This window comes from Bifidobacterium sp. LH_417 (assembly GCF_056357035.1).
Genome location: NZ_JBKEVI010000001.1, coordinates 474,390 through 495,276 on the forward strand (window position 1 = coordinate 474,390; position 20,887 = coordinate 495,276).

Annotated in this window: 15 protein-coding genes and 1 other RNA gene; 12 read left to right on the forward strand and 4 right to left on the reverse strand. The window is 67.4% G+C overall.

Annotation, left to right across the window (positions count from 1 at the left end):
- Window positions 1-4 precede the first annotated feature (4 nt).
- Complete coding sequence (locus AC1AYR_RS01975; RefSeq protein WP_476510881.1) at window positions 5-763, reverse strand: GTP pyrophosphokinase; 759 nt, start codon at window positions 761-763, stop codon at window positions 5-7.
- Window positions 764-937: 174 nt separating this feature from the next.
- On the opposite strand from AC1AYR_RS01975, the gene miaB reads away from it, so the two are divergent.
- Both miaB and miaA read left to right on the forward strand, forming a co-directional pair.
- Window positions 938-2,386, forward strand: coding sequence for a tRNA (N6-isopentenyl adenosine(37)-C2)-methylthiotransferase MiaB (miaB, locus tag AC1AYR_RS01980; RefSeq protein ID WP_476511179.1), 1,449 nt, complete (start codon window positions 938-940; stop codon window positions 2,384-2,386).
- Window positions 2,373-3,407, forward strand: a complete 1,035-nt coding sequence (gene miaA, locus AC1AYR_RS01985) for a tRNA (adenosine(37)-N6)-dimethylallyltransferase MiaA (RefSeq protein ID WP_476510880.1) — start codon at window positions 2,373-2,375, stop codon at window positions 3,405-3,407. The genes miaB and miaA overlap by 14 nt, the downstream gene beginning before the upstream one ends.
- Before the next feature lie 90 nt (window positions 3,408-3,497).
- On the opposite strand, the gene AC1AYR_RS01990 is transcribed toward miaA, so the two are convergent.
- Window positions 3,498-4,289, reverse strand: a complete 792-nt coding sequence (locus AC1AYR_RS01990; RefSeq protein WP_084686271.1) for a Fic/DOC family protein — start codon at window positions 4,287-4,289, stop codon at window positions 3,498-3,500.
- A 125-nt stretch (window positions 4,290-4,414) separates the two neighbouring features.
- Between AC1AYR_RS01990 and AC1AYR_RS01995 the strand changes: the two genes are divergently transcribed.
- The 7 genes from AC1AYR_RS01995 to AC1AYR_RS02025 all read left to right on the forward strand — a co-directional run bounded on the left by AC1AYR_RS01995 (window position 4,415) and on the right by AC1AYR_RS02025 (window position 11,620).
- A complete protein-coding gene (locus tag AC1AYR_RS01995; protein ID WP_476510879.1) occupies window positions 4,415-7,288 on the forward strand; it encodes an FtsK/SpoIIIE family DNA translocase in 2,874 nt (957 codons plus the stop codon).
- An 82-nt stretch (window positions 7,289-7,370) separates the two neighbouring features.
- A complete protein-coding gene (gene pgsA / locus AC1AYR_RS02000; RefSeq protein ID WP_476510878.1) occupies window positions 7,371-8,015 on the forward strand; it encodes a CDP-diacylglycerol--glycerol-3-phosphate 3-phosphatidyltransferase in 645 nt (214 codons plus the stop codon).
- A gap of 1 nt (window position 8,016) precedes the next feature.
- A complete protein-coding gene (locus AC1AYR_RS02005; protein WP_034529780.1) occupies window positions 8,017-8,613 on the forward strand; it encodes a CinA family protein in 597 nt (198 codons plus the stop codon).
- Window positions 8,614-8,707: 94 nt separating this feature from the next.
- Window positions 8,708-9,226 (forward strand): helix-turn-helix domain-containing protein, encoded by a 519-nt coding sequence (locus AC1AYR_RS02010; RefSeq protein WP_034529778.1) that lies wholly within the window; start codon window positions 8,708-8,710, stop codon window positions 9,224-9,226.
- Between the two features lie 4 nt (window positions 9,227-9,230).
- Window positions 9,231-9,464 (forward strand): DUF3046 domain-containing protein, encoded by a 234-nt coding sequence (locus tag AC1AYR_RS02015; RefSeq protein ID WP_034529776.1) that lies wholly within the window; start codon window positions 9,231-9,233, stop codon window positions 9,462-9,464.
- A gap of 313 nt (window positions 9,465-9,777) precedes the next feature.
- On the forward strand, window positions 9,778-10,998 hold the full coding sequence (gene recA, locus AC1AYR_RS02020; protein WP_034529773.1) for a recombinase RecA: 1,221 nt from the start codon (window positions 9,778-9,780) through the stop codon (window positions 10,996-10,998).
- Window positions 10,973-11,620 carry a regulatory protein RecX gene (locus AC1AYR_RS02025; RefSeq protein WP_084686229.1) on the forward strand — a complete coding sequence of 216 codons (648 nt, stop codon included), beginning with the start codon at window positions 10,973-10,975 and terminating at the stop codon, window positions 11,618-11,620. Before recA ends, AC1AYR_RS02025 begins: the two co-directional genes overlap by 26 nt.
- Before the next feature lie 55 nt (window positions 11,621-11,675).
- Here AC1AYR_RS02025 and rnpB read toward each other — a convergent pair.
- Window positions 11,676-12,052, reverse strand: an RNA gene (rnpB, locus tag AC1AYR_RS02030) — RNase P RNA component class A.
- Window positions 12,053-12,320: 268 nt separating this feature from the next.
- Here rnpB and hpf point away from each other — a divergent pair.
- From hpf to trpD, 3 genes are all read left to right on the forward strand, one after another.
- A complete protein-coding gene (gene hpf / locus AC1AYR_RS02035; RefSeq protein ID WP_034529771.1) occupies window positions 12,321-12,989 on the forward strand; it encodes a ribosome hibernation-promoting factor, HPF/YfiA family in 669 nt (222 codons plus the stop codon).
- A gap of 250 nt (window positions 12,990-13,239) precedes the next feature.
- Complete coding sequence (secA, locus tag AC1AYR_RS02040) at window positions 13,240-16,161, forward strand: preprotein translocase subunit SecA (protein ID WP_034529768.1); 2,922 nt, start codon at window positions 13,240-13,242, stop codon at window positions 16,159-16,161.
- A gap of 204 nt (window positions 16,162-16,365) precedes the next feature.
- Entirely contained in the window at window positions 16,366-17,412 is a 1,047-nt protein-coding gene (gene trpD, locus AC1AYR_RS02045; protein ID WP_034529767.1) for an anthranilate phosphoribosyltransferase, read from the forward strand.
- A 115-nt stretch (window positions 17,413-17,527) separates the two neighbouring features.
- Here the strand turns inward: trpD and AC1AYR_RS02050 are convergent, their stop codons facing one another.
- Window positions 17,528-20,728, reverse strand: a complete 3,201-nt coding sequence (locus AC1AYR_RS02050; protein WP_476510877.1) for a family 78 glycoside hydrolase catalytic domain — start codon at window positions 20,726-20,728, stop codon at window positions 17,528-17,530.
- Window positions 20,729-20,887: the final 159 nt, after the last annotated feature.

Genomic DNA, 20,887 nt, shown 5'->3' on the forward strand with positions numbered 1-20,887 from the left:
GGCTTCAGTCCGTGGTCTTCGGCGTCTGATCGACCACCGGCGCGCCGTTGATGTCGCGGTGAATGTTCTGCATCTGCACCTCGATGTTCTGCAGGCTCCGCGCGCAGTCGAGCAGCGTCTGCGAATGCTCGCTGAGCTTCGCGTCCGGTAGGTCCGCCTTGTAGCGCAGCGCGTGCTCGAGGCTCGCCCAATAGTCCATGGCGATCGTGCGGAACTGCACCTCCACCGGCGTGTAATGGGCTCCGGACGAGAGGAACACGGGCACCGCGTAGATCACGTGCAGGGAACGGTAGCCGTTCTGCTTGGGGCGCTTGATGTAGTCCTTGACGCGCAGCACCTGGATGTCCGACTGTGCCGACAGGTAGTTCGACACCGAATACACGTCGTCGCGGTAGTTGCAGATCACTCGGATGCCCGCCACGTCGAACAGGTTGTCCTTGATCGAATCGACGGCGATCGGCAGCCCCTTGCGCTCCAGCTTGCCGATGATCGACCCCACCGATTTGAGACGACGCTCCATGTGGTGGATCGGATCGTGCGCGAAGCGCACCTGGAACTCGTTGTCGAGGATCTCCAGCTTCGTGGAGATCTCGTACATCGCGCCTTCGTACACCTGCATGAGATCGACGAACTCGGTGATCTGGTTGGCGTCGAAGACGCTGTCCGACAGGTTCAGTCCCTTCAATCGGGCCTTGAGGTCGGAGGTGCTCAATCGGGAATGACGGTCAAGTATCACGGCAACGATTATAGCCGCGGGGACCATGCGAATCCGGACGTCTGCTGAAAATCTCCCCACCTGCCGCCGATGGCGGGCGTCCATGGCGGGCATCCATGGCGGGCATGCGCGGACGTCCGCCCCGCCCGGCCGCGCGCATACCATGCGCGGGACATGCCGTGACCCGGCCGTCCCATAGAATGGAACGCTGTGAACGAAGACATGATGACCGAGGCGGAGCGTGCCTCGTACGACGTCGAGACCGCCGACGCGGCCGCAATCGCCGGCCGCCGCGGCAAGGGCGTGTTCCACATCGACACGCTCGGCTGCCAGATGAACGTGCACGATTCGGAGCGCATCGCCGGCGTGCTCGAGGCGGACGGCTACGTGCCCGCCACCGAGGAGCAGGTCGCCTCGCGCGACCTCGACCTGATCGTGCTCAACACGTGCGCGGTGCGTGAGAACGCCACCGAGAAGATGTACGGCACGGTCGGACGCTACAACCGCGTCAAACTGCACCGTCCGAACCTGCAGATCGCGGTCGGCGGCTGCATGGCGCAGATCGACAGGAAGAAGATCGCCGACAAGGCGCCGTGGGTGTCCGCCGTGTTCGGCACGAAGAACCTCGAATCGCTGCCGCGCCTGCTCGACCAGAACCGCGCCACCGGCAAGCCGCAGGTCGAGGTGACGGACGCGCTCGAGCATATGCCCAGCGACCTGCCCGCCGCCCGCGCATCCCGCGTGAGCTCGTGGGTCGCGATTTCCGTGGGCTGCAACAATACGTGCACATTCTGCATCGTGCCCACCACGCGCGGCAAGGAGCGGGACCGCCGCCCCGGCGACATCCTCGACGAGATTCGCCGCTGCGTCGCCGGCGGTGCGAAGGAGATCACGCTGCTCGGCCAGAACGTGAACTCGTTCGGCTACGGTATCGGCGACCGGTACGCGTTCAGCAAGCTGCTGCGCGCCTGCGGCGACATCGAGGGACTGGAGCGCGTGCGCTTCACCTCGCCCCACCCGGCCGCGTTCACCGACGACGTGATCGCCGCGATGGCCGAGACGCCGAACGTGATGCACCAGCTGCACTTCCCGCTCCAGTCCGGCTCCGACCGCATCCTCAAGGCGATGCGCCGCTCCTACCGTTCGGCGAAGTTCCTGGACATCCTCGGCCGCATCCGCGCCGCCATGCCGGACGCGCAGATCTCCACCGATGTGATCGTCGGCTTCCCCGGCGAGACCGAGGAGGATTTCCAGGCCACGCTCGACGTGATGCGCGAGGCGCGGTTCTCGTCCGCGTTCATGTTCATCTACTCGCCGCGCCCCGGCACGCCCGCCGCCGCCATGGAACAACTGCCGCACGACGTCGTCCAGGAACGCTTCGAGCGTCTCGTCGCGTTGCAGGAGCGGATCACCGAGGAGAACCTCGCCACGTTCGAAGGGCGTGACGTCGAGGTGATGGTCACCGGCCAGCAGGGCAAGAAGGATTCGGACACGCACCGTGTCACCGGACGTGAGAAGACCGGCGTGCTCGTCCACATCGGCGTGCCGGAAGGCGAGCCGACGCCGACGATCGGCGACTTCGTGACCGCGACCGTCACGCACGCGGGCCGCCACAACCTCATCGCCGACCCCGATCCGAGGAAGGGACAGACCTACCATGTCCGTCATTGAGGACACCGAACACGTTGACGACACCGGACGGACCGACGAACCGCGCGTCGTCTCGATCGTCGGCCCCACCGCGTCCGGCAAGACCGGCCTCGGCATCGCCATCGCCGAACGTCTCGCCGCGGCGGGGCAGAAGGCCGAAATCGTCAACGCGGACGCCTACCAGATGTACCGCGGCATGGACGTCGGCACCGCGAAGGCGACGAAAGAGGAGCAGGCGCGCGTGCCGCACCATCTCATCGACATCATCGACCCGGACGACACGATGACCGTCGCGCGCTTCCAGAAGCTCGCCCGCGACACGATCGCCGACCTCAAGGCGCGCGGCGTGCGCCCGATCCTCGTCGGCGGCTCCGGCCTCTACGCACGGGCCGCCATCGACGACATCTCCTTCCCCGGAACCGATCCGGCGATCCGCGCGCGGCTCGAGGAACGCGAGAGGACGGAGGGCGCGGCCTCGCTGTTCGAGGAGCTCAAGGCGAAGGACCCGCAGGCCGCCGCACGCATGGACCCGCGCAACCCGCGCCGCACGATCCGCGCGCTCGAGGTCATCGAACTGACCGGCAGGCCGTATTCGGCGAGCCTGCCGCGCTACCGCTACGTGATTCCGTCCGTGCAGATCGGCCTCGACCTGGACCGTCGCGAACTCGACCGGCGCATCGGCATCCGCACCGCGAGGATGCGCGAGGACGGATTCCTCGACGAGGTGCGCCGCCTGCGCCCGCATCTGGGCTTCACCGCCGGCCGCGCGCTCGGCTACCAGCAGATGATCGATTTGCTCGACGGCATGTGGGACGAGGAGGAGGACGCCTGGGCGGACATCGCGCAGAAGACGCGCCGTCTCGCCCGCAAGCAGATGGGATGGTTCGGCCGCGACCCGCGCATCCACTGGCTTGAGGCGCTGAACCCGCGGCTCGTCGACAACGCGATGGCGATCATCGCGCACGCCGACGCCGGCGACTATGACGTGATCGACGCGCACGCCGACGAATACGTCCAGCACCATCTCGGCGACATCGCCTGAATCCGGATATGAACAGGCCTCCGGGACGTCCGCAGGAACGTTCCGGAGGCCTTTCGATGTGGAGTGGGCCCGAGGCCGCCGTCAGCGCGATCAGTGCGCGGGGCCCTGCTCGAACCCGGCGATGAGGAACACGCGCGTCGGATTCGCCGGGCGCACGATTGAGGAGAACATGCGCTCGAAGCCGGACGTGTCGCCCCGGTAGGCCGCATGCTTCGCCGCCTTGTACGCCTCGCGCGTCACCGGACCCCAGTCGAGGTCCCAGCCGGCGTCGTGCGCGAGACGCGAGGCGAACATGCGCAGCGTCATCGCGTTGCCGCCGCGGAACGGATGCAGATAGCCGAGCTCGTCGTACACGTGGGCGAGACGGTGCGTGAACTCGCCGCGGTCCAACGCCTGCAGGTTGCGTCGCTCCGCCAGCTCGGTGGCGATGTTGAGCGCCCCCGTCTCGATCAGACCGGCAGGGAAGAACGCCTCCGGGTTATGGGCGCGCGCCGTGTCGTTCGTCACGCCGCGCGACGTGTCCGACGTGCGCAGACGTCCCGCGTCGTCGAACACGCCCTCGAACAGGCCCTTATGGATGGCGGTCAGCTCGTCGAGGTCGCCGGTCGGCCGCCACGGGCGTTCGACCAGCAGCACGGTGCGGGCGAACACGGACGCCGCGCGGTCGCGCGCATGGTCGTCAAGCGAGCCGTCCGCGAGCCGCGAGGCGCCCACCACATGCGACGTCTCGCCGTCCGCCGCGTCGATGAGGGCACCCACGTCGATCCGGTCCGCCTCATAGTCGGCCGCGGCGCGCATCGTCGCATCGCCCGGCGTCATCGAATCCAACGCGCAGTTCTTCAGTGCAAATGCGACTGCGCTCGCACGTTCGGCTGGAGTCATGCACCCCATGATAGACCACGACGCGCGTTCCCGGGCGTCCCCCGAGACCGTCGTATGGGGAATTGACGATGATTCGCGCGGCGCGCGCGACACGGTACGAGCGATTCGCTACATTGGAGTGCGCTATGGCAAAGACACGAGGAAGCAGGGGCGCCGGCTCGGGCGCGAACGACGGGCGGACCCGTCGCATGGATCCGGTGAACGAGGGGGACTACATGGACGAACCGTTGTGGCGGCGCGCGCTGCTCGCCGTGCCGCGCGCCTTGGGGTCCGCGGTACGCTCCGTCTCCGGCGTGGGCGAATTCGACCCCGCGTACCGACGCGACGGCCTGTGCTTCGCGCTGCTCGTGTTCGGCGTGCTGTTCTGCGCGTCCGAATGGTTCCGCGTGCAGGGTCCGTTCGGCCGTCTTCTGCACGCGCTCGCAGCCGGCGTGTTCGGCGTGATGAGCGTCATGCTGCCCGTCCTGCTGTTCCTCGTCGCGTTCCGGCTCATGCGCAACTCCGGCAAAGGCTCCGGCAATCCGCGCGTCATGACCGGATGGGTGATGCTCCTGTGGTCGGTCTGCTCGATCATCGACGTGGCGCTCGCCGCCGGCACGCCCGGATTCGACTGGACCGCGATCCAGAACGCGGGCGGCCTCATCGGCTACGCGCTCGGCTCGCCGCTCGCCTGGGGGCTTTCGCGCGCGTTCGCCATCGTCGTGTTCGTGATTGTCGGCCTGTTCTCGCTGCTGCTCATCTCCGGACTGCACGTCACCGACCTGCCCGGACTGTTCCGCCGCATCGTCGCGCGCATTCAGGGCAGGCCCGTCGACGATGCGGACGGCAAGCGCGGCGACGACGAGTTCCCGAACGAGGTGCGCGTCGGCGACGGCGGCATCGCGCTCGCCGACGGCGTGCCCACGCACGACGGCGACGACGATGCGGATGACGGCGCGTCACGCGGCGGCTCTGGCGCGTTCGGATGGCTGTCGCGCCTGTTCTCGCGCCGCCGCTCCTCCGACGACCCGTCGCTCGACCGGTACGACGCCGACGACCCGTTCCGCGTCGCCGCGAAGCATCACGGCGACGCCACCGAAACCACCGTCATCGACACCGATTCGCTCGATCTGCCGGCCGTCTCGCCGACCTACGCCGACCCGTGGGCGCCGATCGCGTCCGCCGCCGACCAGGCGACCACCGTGATGGGCGCCGGCGCGCGCACGGCCTCCGGCATGGCGGCGGGCGCGGCCGGCGACGCGGCCGGCGTACCGGCGCGCGCCGCGCAGCCCGCCACCGTCGCGATGGGCGCCGGCTCGGGCGCCTACGGCTCCGACACCGGCGAACAGGACGTGACGCCCGCCAACGCGGTCGCGTCGGCCGGAACATACGATCCGCACGTCGACCCGTCCTCCGGCGAGGTCGTCGACGGGGGAGCGGGGACCATGGCCGCGAACGCCGGCGGTCCCACGGCGGGAGACGGCGCGGAACCGGCCGAACCGGTCGAACAGCCGTACCGCCTGCCCGACCTCAACCTGCTCGTCAAAGGCAAGCCGCATGCGGCCCGCACACCGGCCAACGACCGCGTGATCCGGGCCCTGACCTCCACGTTCCAGCAGTTCAAGGTCGACGCGAAGGTCGTCGGCTTCCTGCGCGGCCCGTCCGTCACCCAGTACGAGGTCGAGCTTTCTCCGGGCGTCAAGGTCGAGAAGGTCACCAACCTCCAGCGCAACATCGCCTACGCGGTCGCCAGTTCCGACGTGCGCATCCTCTCGCCGATCCCCGGCAAATCCGCCATCGGCATCGAGATCCCGAACGAGGACCGCGAGATCGTGCACCTGGGCGACGTGCTGCGCTCGCAGGGCGCGCTCGCCGACCCGAACCCGATGCTCACCGGCATCGGCAAGGACGTGGAGGGCAAGTTCGTCACCGCCGACCTCACCAAGATGCCGCACCTGCTCGTCGCCGGCGCCACCGGCTCCGGCAAGTCGAGCTTCATCAACTCGATGCTCACGTCGATCATCATGCGCGCCACGCCCGATCAGGTGCGCCTCATCATGGTCGACCCGAAACGTGTGGAGCTGTCCGCGTACGCGGGCATCCCGCATCTGCTCACGCCGATCATCACCGATCCGAAGAAGGCGGCGCAGGCGCTCGAATGGGTCGTCAAGGAGATGGACGCGCGCTATTCGGATCTCGAATACTTCGGCTTCCGCCACGTCAAGGACTTCAACAAGGCGGTGCGGGCCGGGCAGGTGCACGCGCCCGCCGGCTCGAACCGCAAGGTCGCGCCCTACCCGTACATCCTCGTTGTCGTCGACGAGATGGCCGATCTGATGATGGTCGCCAAGAACGACGTGGAAAGCTCGATCCAGCGCATCACGCAGCTGGCGCGAGCCGCCGGCGTGCATCTCGTGCTCGCCACGCAGCGCCCGTCCGTCGACGTGGTCACCGGCCTCATCAAGGCGAACATCCCGTCGCGTCTCGCATTCGCCACCTCCTCGGCCACCGACTCGCGCGTCATCCTCGACACGACCGGCGCCGAGACGCTGATCGGTCAGGGCGACGCCCTGTTCCTGCCGATGGGTGAGGCGAAGCCGAAGCGCGTGCAGGGCTCGTGGGTGTCCGAATCGGAGATTCGCAAGGCCGTCGAGTTCGTGCGTACCCAGCGCAAGCCGAAATACCGCGAGGACATCGAGCAGATGGCCAAGGAGGCGGAGAAGAAGGGGAGCGAACCCGACGAGGAGATCGGCGACGACATGGACGTGCTGCTGCAGGCCGCCGAGCTGGTCGTCACCACGCAGTTCGGCTCCACGTCGATGCTCCAGCGCAAGCTGCGCGTCGGCTTCGCGAAGGCCGGCCGCCTCATGGACCTGCTCGAATCGCGCGGCGTGGTCGGCCCCTCCGAAGGCTCGAAGGCCCGTCAGGTGCTCGTCCAGCCGCAGGATCTGCAGGCCGTGCTCGCGTTCATCCGCGGCGACGGCCCCGCGCCGCAGTCGGCGGGAGCGGCACAGGCGTAACGGACGGCCTCACGGGATTCTTTCAGGAACCCGTCAGGCCGTTCCCCTTTCGAGGTAGAGCAGTACGGGTAACGTGAAGACCATGACTGACGAACAGATCGTAGAGAACAAGAAACCGTCGCTGTTGGACGGATGGAACGCCCCGCCGAACCTCGTCACCTATTCGCGCATCGTGCTCGTCGTGGTGTTCCTCGTGCTATACGTGAAGGCCGGCCCGTGGGGCGGCGACGACCAGACCCTGCGCTGGGCCGCGGCGATCATCTTCATCATCGCGGCCTCCACCGATAAACTCGACGGGTGGATGGCCCGCAAATACAATCAGGTGACCGAACTCGGCAAGCTGATGGACCCGATCGCCGACAAGCTGCTCACTTGCGGCACGCTCGTCGTCGCCTCCGTGTTCGCCGAATTCCCGTGGTGGGCGACCATCCTGTTCCTCGTGCGCGAGATCGGCATCACCGTGATGCGCTTCTTCGTGATGGAGCGCCCCGGCGGCAAGGTGATCGCCGCCGCGTGGCCCGGCAAGCTCAAGACCCTCTTCCAGTGCATCGGCCTGGCCATGCTGCTGCTGCCCCTGTGGGTGTTCGACGGGGGGCAGTCCATGCCCATGTGGCTGAGCGCCTACTACTTCCTCACCTACGCGCTGCTCTATGTGGCGCTCGTCCTGTGCCTCTACTCCGGCGGCGTGTACCTGTACAACACGTTCATCGGATCGAGGAAGCGCTGACGTGCAGCGCGACACGTTCGCCGCGGCGATTCTGAGGACCTGCGAATCGCATGGTCTGAGGATCGCCTGCGCGGAATCCCTGACCGGCGGCCTGCTCGCCGACGCGTTCGTGCGCATCCCCGGCGCGTCGCACGTGTTCCTCGGCTCGGCCGTCACCTACGACATCCGTGCGAAGGCGTCGATTCTCGGCGTCGACCGCGCGCTGCTCGCCCGCGAAGGCGCCGTGCACCCCGAGGTCGCGCGGCAGATGGCCATCGCGACAGCGCGCCTGTACGCGCAGCCGGAGGACGGCGACACGGTGATCGGGCTTGCCACCACCGGCGTCGCCGGCCCGGGACCGGACGGCGACAAGCCCGCCGGACTCGTCTACATCGGTGTGTCGCTGCCCCGGGCGGCGGCCGCGCTCGCGCCCGATCCGCGCGGGACGTGGATCGGCGCGGAGACGCCGATCGGCACCGTGCGTCTCGACGCGACCGACGACCACGGCCGTCGCACCATCGCCGTCGAGCTCCGTCTCGACGGCACCCGGCAGCAGGTGCGCGAACGCACCGTGCTGCGCGTGCTGCAGAACGTGAGCCAGTTCACATCAACATTCTGAGGTTTTTCGCTTCGCTGTGGGAATAGTCCGCGTTGTCCGGTTGTTGGGAACAGTATCGAGTGATACGAGACCCCGTAGGAAAGGGATGGGAACCATGGAGACGATGACGCGTACCGAACAGACGACGATGAAGCCCGCCGCGGCGATGGTCCGCCCCGGCACCGCGCGCATGCGCGAGCTCACCCCCGCACAGCGCCGGGCGGTCATGTTCGCCCAGCAGCAGATGATCCAGGCGCGTGCCGCGAAGAAAGCGAAGGCCGAGGCCGAGGAGGCCCGCCGTCGCATGTGGGCGGAGACCGACGGCGAGGAGCGCCCGGTGCGCGCCGCCATGACGGACGAATCGGCCGCGAAGACGGAGACGCGCGAACCGGCGGAGCTGTCGCTGCGCGAGGCCATCGGCCGCGTGCTGCGCGACCTGCGCACGCGCGACCACAAGACCCTGCGCGAGGTCAGCGAGAAGGCCGGCGTCTCCCTCGGCTATCTGTCCGAGGTGGAGCGCGGCCAGAAGGAGGCCAGTTCCGAACTGCTCAGCTCCATCGCCGAGGCGCTGGGGGTCAGCACCGCGCAGCTGCTGCGCATGGTCGCCGACCGTCTCGACATGGTCGGGGCGTGAGCCGGTGAGGGAACGCGAGTTCTGGCAGCTGCTCGAGGAGGTGTTCGGCCGCAGCTACGGCCGGGCGCTCTCCCGCGACCAGCAGCTGCCGCGGTTGGCGAACATGACGGTCGTCGAGGCTCTGGACGCGGGGGAGGAGCCCCGCGTGGTCTGGAACGTGCTGTGCGACCAGATGGGGATTCCCGACGCCGAGCGTTGGGGCCGGGATCACAACGCGCCGCCGATGCCCGCGCGATGAGCGGGGAATGGCCCGTCCGTTGATGCGGACGGCGCGGGCGACGCGCCGATATATGTACTTTTCGTGAAGTCGAACAAATGTTCGTGCCGGTGCGCTATAGTTATCCACAGCGATAACCAACTGCGTTGCGCGCGGTGATGCCGCGCCATGGCGGAAAACCGTTGTCCCGATTGGGTTCATCGCCCCTCGGCGCGTCCCGTACGCCGCCGCGGAGGCGGGGCTCCGACCACAGGGGCGGGTTCTCCTTGCCGTGGCGGCGGCCGTCCCCCTACCGTGGGAACGACAACCCGCCGCAACCGTGAAGGAGAACACCATGGCACAGAAGACTAGCGCCGCATCGGGCAAGGGGCAGCCGTCCGGCGGCAAGGACGACCTCGACGCGCGACGCAAGGCCGCGCTCGACACCGCGCTGGCGCAGGTGGAGAAGAGCTTCGGCAAGGGGTCGGCCATGCGGCTCGGCGACCGTCCGGAGCAGAACGTGGAGGTCATCCCCACCGGTTCGCTCGCCCTCGACATGGCCCTCGGCATCGGCGGCCTTCCCAAGGGGCGCGTCATCGAGATCTACGGCCCCGAATCCTCCGGCAAGACCACGCTCGCCCTGCATGTGGTCGCCAACGCCCAGCGCAAGGGCGGCGTGGCCGCGTTCATCGACGCCGAGCACGCGCTCGACCCGGTATACGCCCGCAAGCTCGGCGTCGACACCGACTCGCTCATCGTCTCCCAGCCGGACAACGGCGAGCAGGCGCTGGAGATCGCCGACATGCTCATCCGCTCCGGCGCGCTCGACGTGATCGTCGTCGACTCGGTCGCCGCCCTCGTGCCGAAGGCCGAGATCGACGGCGACATGGGCGACAGCCACGTGGGCCTGCAGGCCAGGCTCATGAGCCAGGCGCTGCGCAAGATGACCGGCGCGCTCGCCCAGGCCGGCACCACCGCCATCTTCATCAACCAGCTGCGCGAGAAGATCGGCGTGTTCTTCGGCAGCCCGGAGACCACCACCGGCGGCAAGGCGCTCAAGTTCTACTCGTCGGTCCGTCTCGACATCCGCCGCATCCAGACCATCAAGAACGGCGAGGAGGCCATCGGCAACCGCACGCGCGTCAAGGTCGTCAAGAACAAGATGGCCCCGCCCTTCAAGTCCGCCGAATTCGACATGCTCTACGGCGAGGGCATCTCACGCGAGGGCTCCGCGCTCGACATGGCCATCCAGGTCGGCGTCGTCAAGAAGTCCGGCTCCTGGTTCACCTACGACGGCGACCAGCTCGGCCAAGGCCGCGAGAAGGTACGCCAGTTCCTCAAGGACAACCCGGCCATCACCGAGGAGATCGAGAACAAGGTCAAGGCCGAGTTCGGTCTCATCCAGCCGACCGACCAGTTCGCCGAGGACGACGCCACCAAGGCCGCCTCCGAGGCGGACGCGAACACCGAGTCGGTGGCCGCCAGCGAATCCAACACGGCGGCGAAGGCCCCGGCGAAGGGCGCAGCCAAGAGCCAGACGAAGCCGGCGGATGCCAAGACGCCGGACAAGGCCTGACATGATCAGCGCCGAGGCGTTTCTCGCGGGGATGGGGGAGCCATCCATCCCCGCGGTCCGGGACGATCCGTCCCGTCGCCCTGCCGTGCATGCGGGCGTCGTCCGTACCGATGATTGCATGCGCGGCGGTTCCGCGCGTGACGGGGCCGTCGCGCGTGACGACGCCGCGGACTTCGACGCATGCCGCGAGGCGGCGCTGCGTCTGCTCGACGCGGCGCCCCGCTCGTCCGGCGCGCTGCGCGACCGTCTGCTGGGCAAAGGATACGAGGAGGATGTGGTTGACGCCGTCATCGACCGTCTGATTCAGGTGCGTCTGCTCGATGACCGCGACTACGCCGAAAGCGCGATGCGGTACTGCGTGAACAGGATGATGGGGCGTCGCGGCGCCGTCGCGGAACTGACGCGCAAAGGCGTCACGCGGTCGATGGCCGAGCAGGTCGCCGGCGAGGCCGCGGTCGACGGCGCCTTCGAGGACGCCGCATGGGAGCTGGGACGCAAGATCGCCCGCAAGACCGAAGGCCTCGACCGTCAGGTGCGCATGCGCCGGTTCTGGTCGGCCGGCGGGCGCAAGGGGCACGATGCGGAGACGCTGCGCCGCGTCGCCGCGGAACTGTTCCGGTAATCCGGTTCGGATCATCCGTGAACCGAAACCACATCAAGACAAAATCAAGACAAATAAGGTGAGACCCCTTATACCCCGGGTTCTGTCGTGCCGTGCGCGAACGCGCGGCACGGATGGCCATCCATCTCGACCTGACGTCGCCGCCAGGCTCTAGCAGCCTACCCGATGGCACGGGCGAGCAGCCCTTACCGCCATCTGCTTGGCCTTGCTCCCGATGAGGCTTGCCATGCGGCCCGCTGTTGCCAGGGGCCCGGTGGTCTCTTACACCGCCGTTTCACCCTTACCCGTCAAGGACGGGCGGTCTGTTCTCTGCTGCGCTATCTCTCAGGTCGCCCTGGGCGGACGTTATCCGCCATCGTGCTCTATGGAGCCCGGAAGTTCCTCAGCCCGCGTCCTATGCAGAACTTGGGCCGCGGCCATCAAGGGGTCTCGACCGCACCACTATACACGACCGTCCGACACGTCCCCTCGGAACATGCTGGAAGACACGCGGGGAGGGCGGATTCGCACACGATCGAAACCCATGCAATCACGCGGATGTTACGGGCGTGACGCGGGAAAATGACGAAGTGTCGATAATCTTTCCGCGAGTTCTCCCGCCGTTAACGCCCGGTTCGTCTAGAATGGGGCGTACCCGGACGGTGAAGACGCCGTACGGAACGCAAATAGCGGGCAACCGCTTGAGTCAAGGGAGGTCCACATGGAAATCGTCGTTACCGGACGTCACACGCAGGTCAAGCCCAGGTTTCGTGATGTCGTAGAGAACAAGATGAATCGTGTGACCGCTATCGCGCCCGATGCGCAGCGTGCCCAGGTGGTGCTGTCGCATGAGGGCAACCCGCGTCAGGCGGACACCGCCAAGCGCGTGGAGATCACCATCATCGCCGGACGCACCGTGGTGCGCGCCGAGGCGTCGAGCGCCGACGAGTTCAGCGCGCTCGATCTGGCCATGGACAAGCTGACGCTGCGTCTGCGCCGCACGCGCGACCGCCGCAAGGACCATCGCCGCGGCTACACGAACCCGGTCCCGGTGGACATGGGCGTCGTCGAGCCGCCGGTCGTCGAGGAGGAGACCCCGGAGGAGGAGCCTAACAACAGCCCGGCCGCGGCAGTTGCCTCGGATCTCGGCCCCGGCGAATCCGTCGAGGTGCAGGTGGGCGACACCCCGATCGTCATCCGACGCAAGCTGCACATCGCCGAGCCGATGAGCATCGACGAGGCGCTGTACGAGATGGAACTCATCGGACACGACTTCTTCCTGTTCGTCAACAAGGAGACCGGACGTCCGTCCGTCGTCTACCACCGTCACGGCTGGAGCTACGGCGTGTTCGAGATCGACACCCCGGAGAACGTGAAGGCCGCCGAGTGACGTCGGTCCCGACGCACCGGACATCCGATCCGATCCGATAGACGAGGGCCGCGCAGTATACTGCGCGGCCCTCGCCGCGTTTCGGCCCATCGACATGATTCCGGGGATTTTGGTGAAATGCGCCGGCTTATCGGCAATATCGCGTAAGATAATCCGCAGTGTGTCTCTGCATGCGCGTCGTGGACCGACGGCGGGCAGCCGGTGGTCACGGGCGAATGTAGGGCGCTAACGAACGACACAGGAGCGAACAGTGGTAGATATCGTTGACAAGGCCCTGCGCATGGGCGAAGGCCGTCAGATCAAGAAACTCGAGAACGTCGCGAAGGCCGTGAACGCGCTCGAGGACGAGATCTCGGCGCTTTCCGACGAGGAGCTCAAGGCGCAGACCCCGAAGTTCAAGCAGCAGCTGGACAACGGCAAGAAGCTCGACGACATCATGCCCGAGGCGTTCGCCACCGTGCGCGAGGTTTCCAAGCGCACGCTCGGCCAGCGCCACTTCGACGTGCAGCTCATGGGCGGCGCCGCCCTGCATTGGGGCAACATCGCCGAGATGAAGACCGGCGAAGGCAAGACCCTCGTCGCCACCCTGCCGAGCTACCTCAACGCGCTCGAAGGCAAGGGCGTGCACGTGGTCACCGTCAACGACTATCTCGCCAGCTACCAGAGCGAGCTCATGGGACGCATCTACCGCTTCCTCGGCCTCAACGTCGGCTGCATCATCACCGAGCAGAAGCCGGCCGAACGCCGCAAGCAGTACAACGCGGACATCACCTACGGCACGAACAACGAGTTCGGCTTCGACTACCTGCGCGACAACATGGCGTGGGAGAAGAGCGAGCTCGTGCAGCGCGGCCACCACTACGCCATCGTCGACGAGGTCGACTCCATCCTCATCGACGAGGCCCGCACCCCGCTCATCATCTCCGGCCCGGCGGAGGGCGACGTGACCCGCTGGTACCGCACCTTCGCCAAGCTGGTCCTCAAGCTCGTGCGCGACGAGGACTACGAGGTCGACGAGAAGAAGAAGGTCGTCGGCATCAAGGATCCGGGCATCACCAAGGTCGAGGACTACCTCGGCATCGACAACCTGTACGAGCCGAGCAACACCGCGCTCATCGGCTACCTCAACAACGCGATCAAGGCGAAGGAGCTGTTCCTGCGCGACCGCGACTACGTCGTCACCCACGGCGAGGTGCTCATCGTCGACGAGCACACGGGCCGCATCCTGCCCGGCCGCCGCTACAACGAGGGCCTGCACCAGGCCATCGAGGCGAAGGAGGGCGTCGAGGTCAAGGCCGAGAACCAGACGTTCGCGACCATCACCCTGCAGAACTACTTCCGCATGTACGACAAGCTCGCCGGCATGACCGGTACCGCCGAGACCGAGGCGGCCGAGTTCATGAGCACCTACAAGCTGGGCGTGCTGCCGATCCCGACGAACCGCCCGATGATCCGTCAGGACAAGGACGACTTCATCTTCCGCACCAAGAAGGAGAAGCTCGCCGCCATCGTCAAGGACGTGGCCGCCCGCCACGCCAAGGGCCAGCCGGTGCTGCTCGGCACCGCGTCCGTCGAAAGCTCCGAGGTCGTCTCCACGCTGCTCGACGTCGCCAAGATCCCGCATCAGGTGCTCAACGCGAAGCAGCACGAGAAGGAGGCCGCGGTCGTCGCGGTCGCCGGCCGCAAGGGCGCCGTCACCGTCGCCACCAACATGGCCGGCCGTGGTACCGACATCATGCTCGGCGGCAACGTCGAGTTCCTCGCCGATGCCAAGCTCAAGTCCGAGGGCTACTCCCCGGAGGACACCCCGGAGGAGTACGAGAAGCGCTGGCCGGGCACCCTCGCCGAGGTCAAGGCGCAGGTCAAGGACGAGCATGAGGAGGTCAAGAAGCTTGGCGGCCTGTACGTGCTCGGCACCGAACGCCACGAGTCCCGCCGCATCGACAACCAGCTGCGCGGCCGTTCCGGCCGTCAGGGCGATCCGGGCGAGTCCCGCTTCTACCTGTCGCTCGAAGACGATTTGATGCGCCTGTTCAACACGCAGCTCGTCGCCCGCGTCATGGCCAAGGGCCTGCCGGAGGGCGAGCCGATCCACGCCAAGAGCGTCTCCAAGGGCGTGCGCACCGCGCAGAAGGCGCGCGAGTCGCAGAACTTCGAGATCCGCAAGAACGTGCTCAAGTACGACGACGTGATGAACAAGCAGCGCACCGTCATCTACTCCGAGCGCCAGGCCGTGCTCAAGGGCGAGGACATCCACGAGGACATCCTCCGTTTCATCTCCGACACCGTCGCCAGCTACGTGAAGGGCGCCAACAACGGCTCCGACAAGCCGAAGGACTGGGATTGGGAGGGCCTGTTCAAGGCGCTCAACACCGTGATCCCGACCGAGGTGACCGTCGACGAGGTCAAGGAGGCCGCCGAAGGCAAGAAGGGCGAGAAGGCCGTCGAGGCGGTGCGCGACGTGATCGTCGCCGACGCGAAGGCCAAGTACGCCGAATTCGAGGACACGCTCGGCGCCGAGGGGCTGCGACAGCTCGAACGCCGCGTCGTGCTCGCCGTGCTCGACCGCAAGTGGCGTGAGCACCTGTACGAGATGGACTACCTCAAGGACGGCATCGGTCTGCGCGGCATGGGCCAGCGCGACCCGCTGGTCGAATACCAGCGTGAAGGCTACCAGATGTACAACTCGATGGTCGAGGCCATCAAGGAGGAGTCCGTCCAGCTGCTCTTCCACGTGGACATCCGCGAGGTCGCCCGTACCGAGGACACGACCACCGAATCCGATGAGGATGCGGCCGTCGACGCCACCGAGAGCGAGCTCGGCATCACCGCCGCCACCGAGGCCGCCGGCCCCGACGAGGACGGCGAGAGCGAGGCCGAGGCCGCCGAAGGCGAGGTCGAGGAGGAGTCCGAGCAGGACGAGACCGAGAAGGAGGCCATCGCCGAGGCCGCGAAGGCGTCCGAGGCCGGCGAGACCACGTCCGCCATCTCCGGCCCCGCCCCGATCAGCCACGCCGAAGGCAAGGTCCCGGCCAACAAGCGTCCGAAGAACGAGGAGCTGAAGACCCCGTGGGCCGACGGCCGCACGTTCCCGGGCACCGGCCGCAACGCCCCGTGCCCGTGCGGTTCGGGCCGCAAGTACAAGATGTGCCACGGCCAGAACGAGAAGTGACGTCGGTGACGTCCATGATGTGACGTCCGTCCTTCGATGAGCGGCGGCTCCCTGCCTTCGGGCGGGAGCCGCCGCTTCCGTATCGCGGCCGTATGCGCCGCCGGGCGTTCTGCTATATGGAAGTTCCGGCGGGAGGAAACCCGAGGCCACTACAATGAGCGGCGTTACTGGTGAATCGGGCGCCGAACGCGCCAAGGAGGAACAATGGCAGAGATCACATGGAAGTCGATTCTCACCAAGCTGGTCGGGGGAGACCATCTGAGCGCCGGGGAATCCGAATGGTTCGTCGATGATCTGATGAAGGGCAACGCGAACCCGGCCGCCGTGGGCGCCGCGCTCGCGATGCAGCAGCAGCTCGGACTCACCCCGGAGGAGGTGTCCGGCGCGGCCAAGGCCATGGTGGCGCATGCGGTGCCGCTGAACGTCTCCGGCGAGACCACCGACATCGTCGGCACCGGCGGCGACGGATTCTCCACCGTGAACCTGTCGACGATGGGCTCGGTCGTCGCGGCGGCGGCCGGCGTGAAGATCGTCAAGCACGGCAACCGCGCCGCCTCCTCGAAGTGCGGCGCCGCCGACGTGCTCGAAGCGCTCGGCCTGCCGCTGGGACTCAGCCCCGAAGCGGTGGGGGAGATCGGCAACGAGGTGGGCATCACCTTCGCGTTCGCCCGCACCTTCCATCCGGCCATGCGCTTCGTCGGCCCGATCCGCGCAGCGCTCGGCATCCCGTGCGTGTTCAACGTGCTCGGCCCCCTCACCAACCCGGCCAAGCCCGCGCACGTGGCCATCGGCTGCGCCAAGCGCGAGGTGAGCCCGATCATGGCCGCCGTGTACGCCGCCAACGGCCAGTCCGGCATGGTGTACACCTCGCACGAGGGTCTTGACGAGCTCGCGCCCACCGGTCCGGTCTCCGTGTGGGAGATCCGCGACGGCAAGGTTACCGAGACCGAGTTCGACCCGACCGTCGAACTGGGATTGGCGAAGATCGACGTCGCCACGCTCAAAGGCGGCGAGCCCGAGGTCAACGCCCAGGCGTTCCGCGACTTCCTCGCCGGCAAGGACGTGCCCGCCCGCACCACCGCGCTGCTCAACGCCGCCTCCGCCATCGTCGCCGACGGCCATCTGGTCTCCGACGGCACGCTGGCCGAACGTTTCCGCGAAGCCTACGCGCTCGCCGAGAAGACCGTCGACTCCGGCGAGGCCGCGGCGCTGCTCGACAAGTGGATCGCCACCGCCCAGGCCAAGGCCTGACCCGCTCCGGAACGTGGAAAGCCCCTCCGCCTGACGAGGAGCGGAGGGGCAGGAAGGAAAGGAGTCCCACGGCCGCGTGAATCACACGGCCGTGAGGTGGGACGTCAGCCGAGCGTCATCGAATGACGACGCTCGTCGTGCCCGCGGTCAGCGGCACTTCGAGCCAGTCGCCCTTCTTCTTCGCGGCCGACCCGTCACTGCCATCGGGGTAGGCGACGGTCACGTCGGCGAGTTTGGCGCCCTTGAGCGGCCAACGCAGCGTGCCGTTCGTATTGCCCGGCATCGTCACCTGCAACGAGGTGCGGTCCTCATCCTGCTCGATGTCCACGGACACCGGGCCGCGCACGGTGATGACATCGCCCTTGGCGCGTTTGAGATCGGCCGGATGCGGTTCGACGAGGATCTCCGAGGCTCCGGCCTCGACGAGCCTCACACCAAGCAGCCAGCGGGCGATCGCCACGATCGGGCTGGCTCCCCACGGGTGGGAGAACGTGGTGTTCGGCTTGATCTCCGGGCTCCATGCCTCCATCGTCTGGGTCGCGCCCCAACGGTGGATCATCGACCACCAGGAGGTCTCGCTGTGCGAGCGCATGACCTCGAGCGCCGCCTGATCCTGACCGCAACGGTACAGGGCCTCCAGGAACCACGCCACGGCGTTGCAGCTGACCGGCACCCAGTCGAGACGACCGTCCGAGACCAGCCATTCGCCGATGCGCTTCATCTGGTCGGGCTCCGGCACGCCGAGCGCCGCCGAATACATGGTCGAATGGATGGCCGTATGGTCGGTGTCGCGGCCGTCATGGTAGGCGCCGAGCCGTTCGTCGAACATCTGACGGTTCATCGAATCGCGCATGCGCTCGGCCAGACGGCGGAAGCTGCGGGCGTCGTCATGGCGTCCGGACACCTCCGCGGCCTTCGACAGGTAGTCGAGCGCCGCATACTGCCACGCGTTGACGACGGTGTTCACGCGGGTGAACTCGAATCCGTCGATCTCCTTCGGCTGCGGCCAGTCGATGATGTCGTCGTTGAGCGGGGTCTTGCGGTCCTTTTCGATGAGACCGTCCCCGTTGAGCCAACGCAGCCCCTGCTCGCGTTCGTACAGGGCCCAGTCCTCGGCGAGCGCGTCGGCGTCGCCGGTCTCCAGATACTCCTCGTACGCCATCTGGATCGGCATGAACTTGTATTCGGTGAACTTGCCGGGGATGCGCACGATGTACCGGCAGGTCTTGCGCAGCAGGTCGTAGGAGTGCGAGTACACGACCTCGCCGCGGCCTCGGGTGAGCAGGTCTCCCTCATACGGCATGCGCTCGCGCGTCGGCGTGTCCATGTACAGGTCGTTGCGGTTCTCGATCATGCTGTTGGCGCACAGCCTCCACACTTCGTCGAGCACGTCGTCGGACGATGCGAACGAGCCGACCTGCGCGGGTTCGGGCACCACATCGTTGAGGAACGTGATGGCGTCGGACAGGTCAAGGTCGTCGACCGTGTCGATCTCCAGATAGCGGAAGCAGCGGTACCCCCAGTGTTCCAGGGTCTGGGCGCCTTCGCGCAACGTCCAGGTGTCCTCGTAGCGGATGCCGCTGCGCAGCTCGTATCGTGCCGATCCGTCCTCGTTGAGCTCCTCGCCCATGCGCAGCGTCAGTTCGGTGCCGGACAGGCTGCGCGGCGCGACGAGACTGGCGCGAACCGAATAGACGCGTTCCACGCCGGCGTCGAACAGCCAGCGGCCCGGGCCCAGTTTCGTCACGGATGCCGGATGGTATTCGATCCGTCCGATGCCGGCGGAGTCGTCGGCGTGGAGATTGTCGACCACGCCGCGCAGCGCGACGGGACGGAAGTCGGTGCCCGCGTAATGCGGCGCCTTCCAGCCGAGCGGTTCGTGCCGGGCGTCGATGTTCTCGCGCGGCGCCACGAAGTAGTTGACCTTCACGTTCATGTCGCCGGCCCAGGGCAGCCAGTCGAGTCCCGGACGTCCCTGCCATTCGGGGCCGGTGACGATGGTCTCCACATGGCCGTCGGCATAATGCACGTCGAGCAGCGCCTGCACGCGTCCGCCGGTCTGCGTCCACGCCTGGAAGGCGATGGTGTTGGTCGAGCCGGCCTTGAGCAGCGACGTGACGTCGTGGGTCTCGTAGGCGCGTCGACCGATGTCGCGCGTCGGCCCCTGGCCCGCGTACGCGTCGTTCACCCACACGCGGTACACATGCTGGCGCGCGCCGAACGGGGAACGGCCGGTGGCGTACAGGTATGCGCCGGTGATCTGCCCGTCAGGCAGATCGAAGTCGTGCCGGAGCAGCGCCCAGTAGTCGCCGGGGAGCACGTCGCCCAGCAGGCCGAACGCGTTCTCGTCGATGACCATGGCCCCGTCGGCCACATGCGCGTACGGCGGGACGACCGAGTCGTCGTCGTACGCGGCCTGGAACACGGGTTCGGTCTCGTTGAGGGGCACGATGGTCGCGTTCTTCACGGCGAGGGATTCGCCGGCGACCGTCTTGAAACCGTAGGACGGTCCGTCGAAGGCGATGTCGTCGTCCGAGTCGACGGGGACGTCGTTGATGAACGTGCCCGCATGATTGCCGTCGACGTTGATCGACAGATCCACGTAGTCGTGCAGGTCGATGCCGTCGGGCAGATCGACCGTCGCGATCGGGTTCTCATGGCCGTTGCGCATATGCACCTTGTACAGCTTGCGTTCGTCGGCGTCGAAACGCCACAGGTAGCCGTCCTGGCAGTCCACGGAGATGCGGAAGAACACGCCGGCGGACGTGCCGGTCACCTTGAAGCGGGTGGAGAACGTGCCGTTCATGCAGAGCGCCGGTCCCGGATCGGCCGGACGCACGTAGGCGCCTCCTTCGGTCCAGATGCCGGTCGCGTCGTCCCAATCGCGCGGGCCCAACGGTCCGACGACGACCTTGGCCGGTTCGCTCCAGCCGGTGAGCACGGAGTCGCCGCCGGCGCGTCCGATGCGCACGCGGACGCGCCAGAAGGCGATCTGACGGGAGGTGAGCCGTTCGAACGGCCACGGCACGGCGGTGCTCTGCGACGACCTGATCTCGGGCGTGCTCTGGATCGGGGCGCCGTCGGCGAAGCCCTCGGGGGAGCGGGACAGCTGGATCTGATAGGACAGCTGGTCGCCGCCCACGCCGGGGACGACCGGCACCTGCCACCACAGGCGCGGACGCGTCTGCGCGATGCCGATCGGCTCGTCGCGCAGCGCGGTCAGCAGTTCGTGCGGACGGTACAGACCATCGCCTTCGTCATTGGACGCCGCCTGGAACGCCGGTGTGCCCGAAGTCGGTCTGGTTGCTACATTCATGGAAGCTCCTTTGCCGCTTGATTTCCGTATGGATGCGTGGTCCCCATTATGCCGGCGGAACCCGCGGACCGGCATGATTGCCAAGATTTGCCGCTGCCGCCGCAGCCTGCCGGCGGCGTCCCGCGGCGCCGGCGGCCATGGCCTCCCCGGCCTTGTTGC

What these genes read in the sequence shown, in the direction of transcription:
- AC1AYR_RS02010 (WP_034529778.1), top strand. Translation starts at nt 8,708, where the DNA reads ATGGAGACGATGACGCGTACCGAACAGACGACGATGAAGCCCGCCGCG.
- recA (WP_034529773.1), top strand. Translation starts at nt 9,778, where the DNA reads ATGGCACAGAAGACTAGCGCCGCATCGGGCAAGGGGCAGCCGTCCGGC.
- AC1AYR_RS01995 (WP_476510879.1), top strand. Translation starts at nt 4,415, where the DNA reads ATGGCAAAGACACGAGGAAGCAGGGGCGCCGGCTCGGGCGCGAACGAC.
- AC1AYR_RS01975 (WP_476510881.1), bottom strand. Translation starts at nt 763, where the DNA reads ATGGTCCCCGCGGCTATAATCGTTGCCGTGATACTTGACCGTCATTCC.
- hpf (WP_034529771.1), top strand. Translation starts at nt 12,321, where the DNA reads ATGGAAATCGTCGTTACCGGACGTCACACGCAGGTCAAGCCCAGGTTT.
- AC1AYR_RS02025 (WP_084686229.1), top strand. Translation starts at nt 10,973, where the DNA reads ATGCCAAGACGCCGGACAAGGCCTGACATGATCAGCGCCGAGGCGTTT.
- trpD (WP_034529767.1), top strand. Translation starts at nt 16,366, where the DNA reads ATGGCAGAGATCACATGGAAGTCGATTCTCACCAAGCTGGTCGGGGGA.
- pgsA (WP_476510878.1), top strand. Translation starts at nt 7,371, where the DNA reads ATGACTGACGAACAGATCGTAGAGAACAAGAAACCGTCGCTGTTGGAC.
- miaB (WP_476511179.1), top strand. Translation starts at nt 938, where the DNA reads ATGATGACCGAGGCGGAGCGTGCCTCGTACGACGTCGAGACCGCCGAC.
- miaA (WP_476510880.1), top strand. Translation starts at nt 2,373, where the DNA reads ATGTCCGTCATTGAGGACACCGAACACGTTGACGACACCGGACGGACC.
- AC1AYR_RS01990 (WP_084686271.1), bottom strand. Translation starts at nt 4,289, where the DNA reads ATGACTCCAGCCGAACGTGCGAGCGCAGTCGCATTTGCACTGAAGAAC.
- AC1AYR_RS02050 (WP_476510877.1), bottom strand. Translation starts at nt 20,728, where the DNA reads ATGAATGTAGCAACCAGACCGACTTCGGGCACACCGGCGTTCCAGGCG.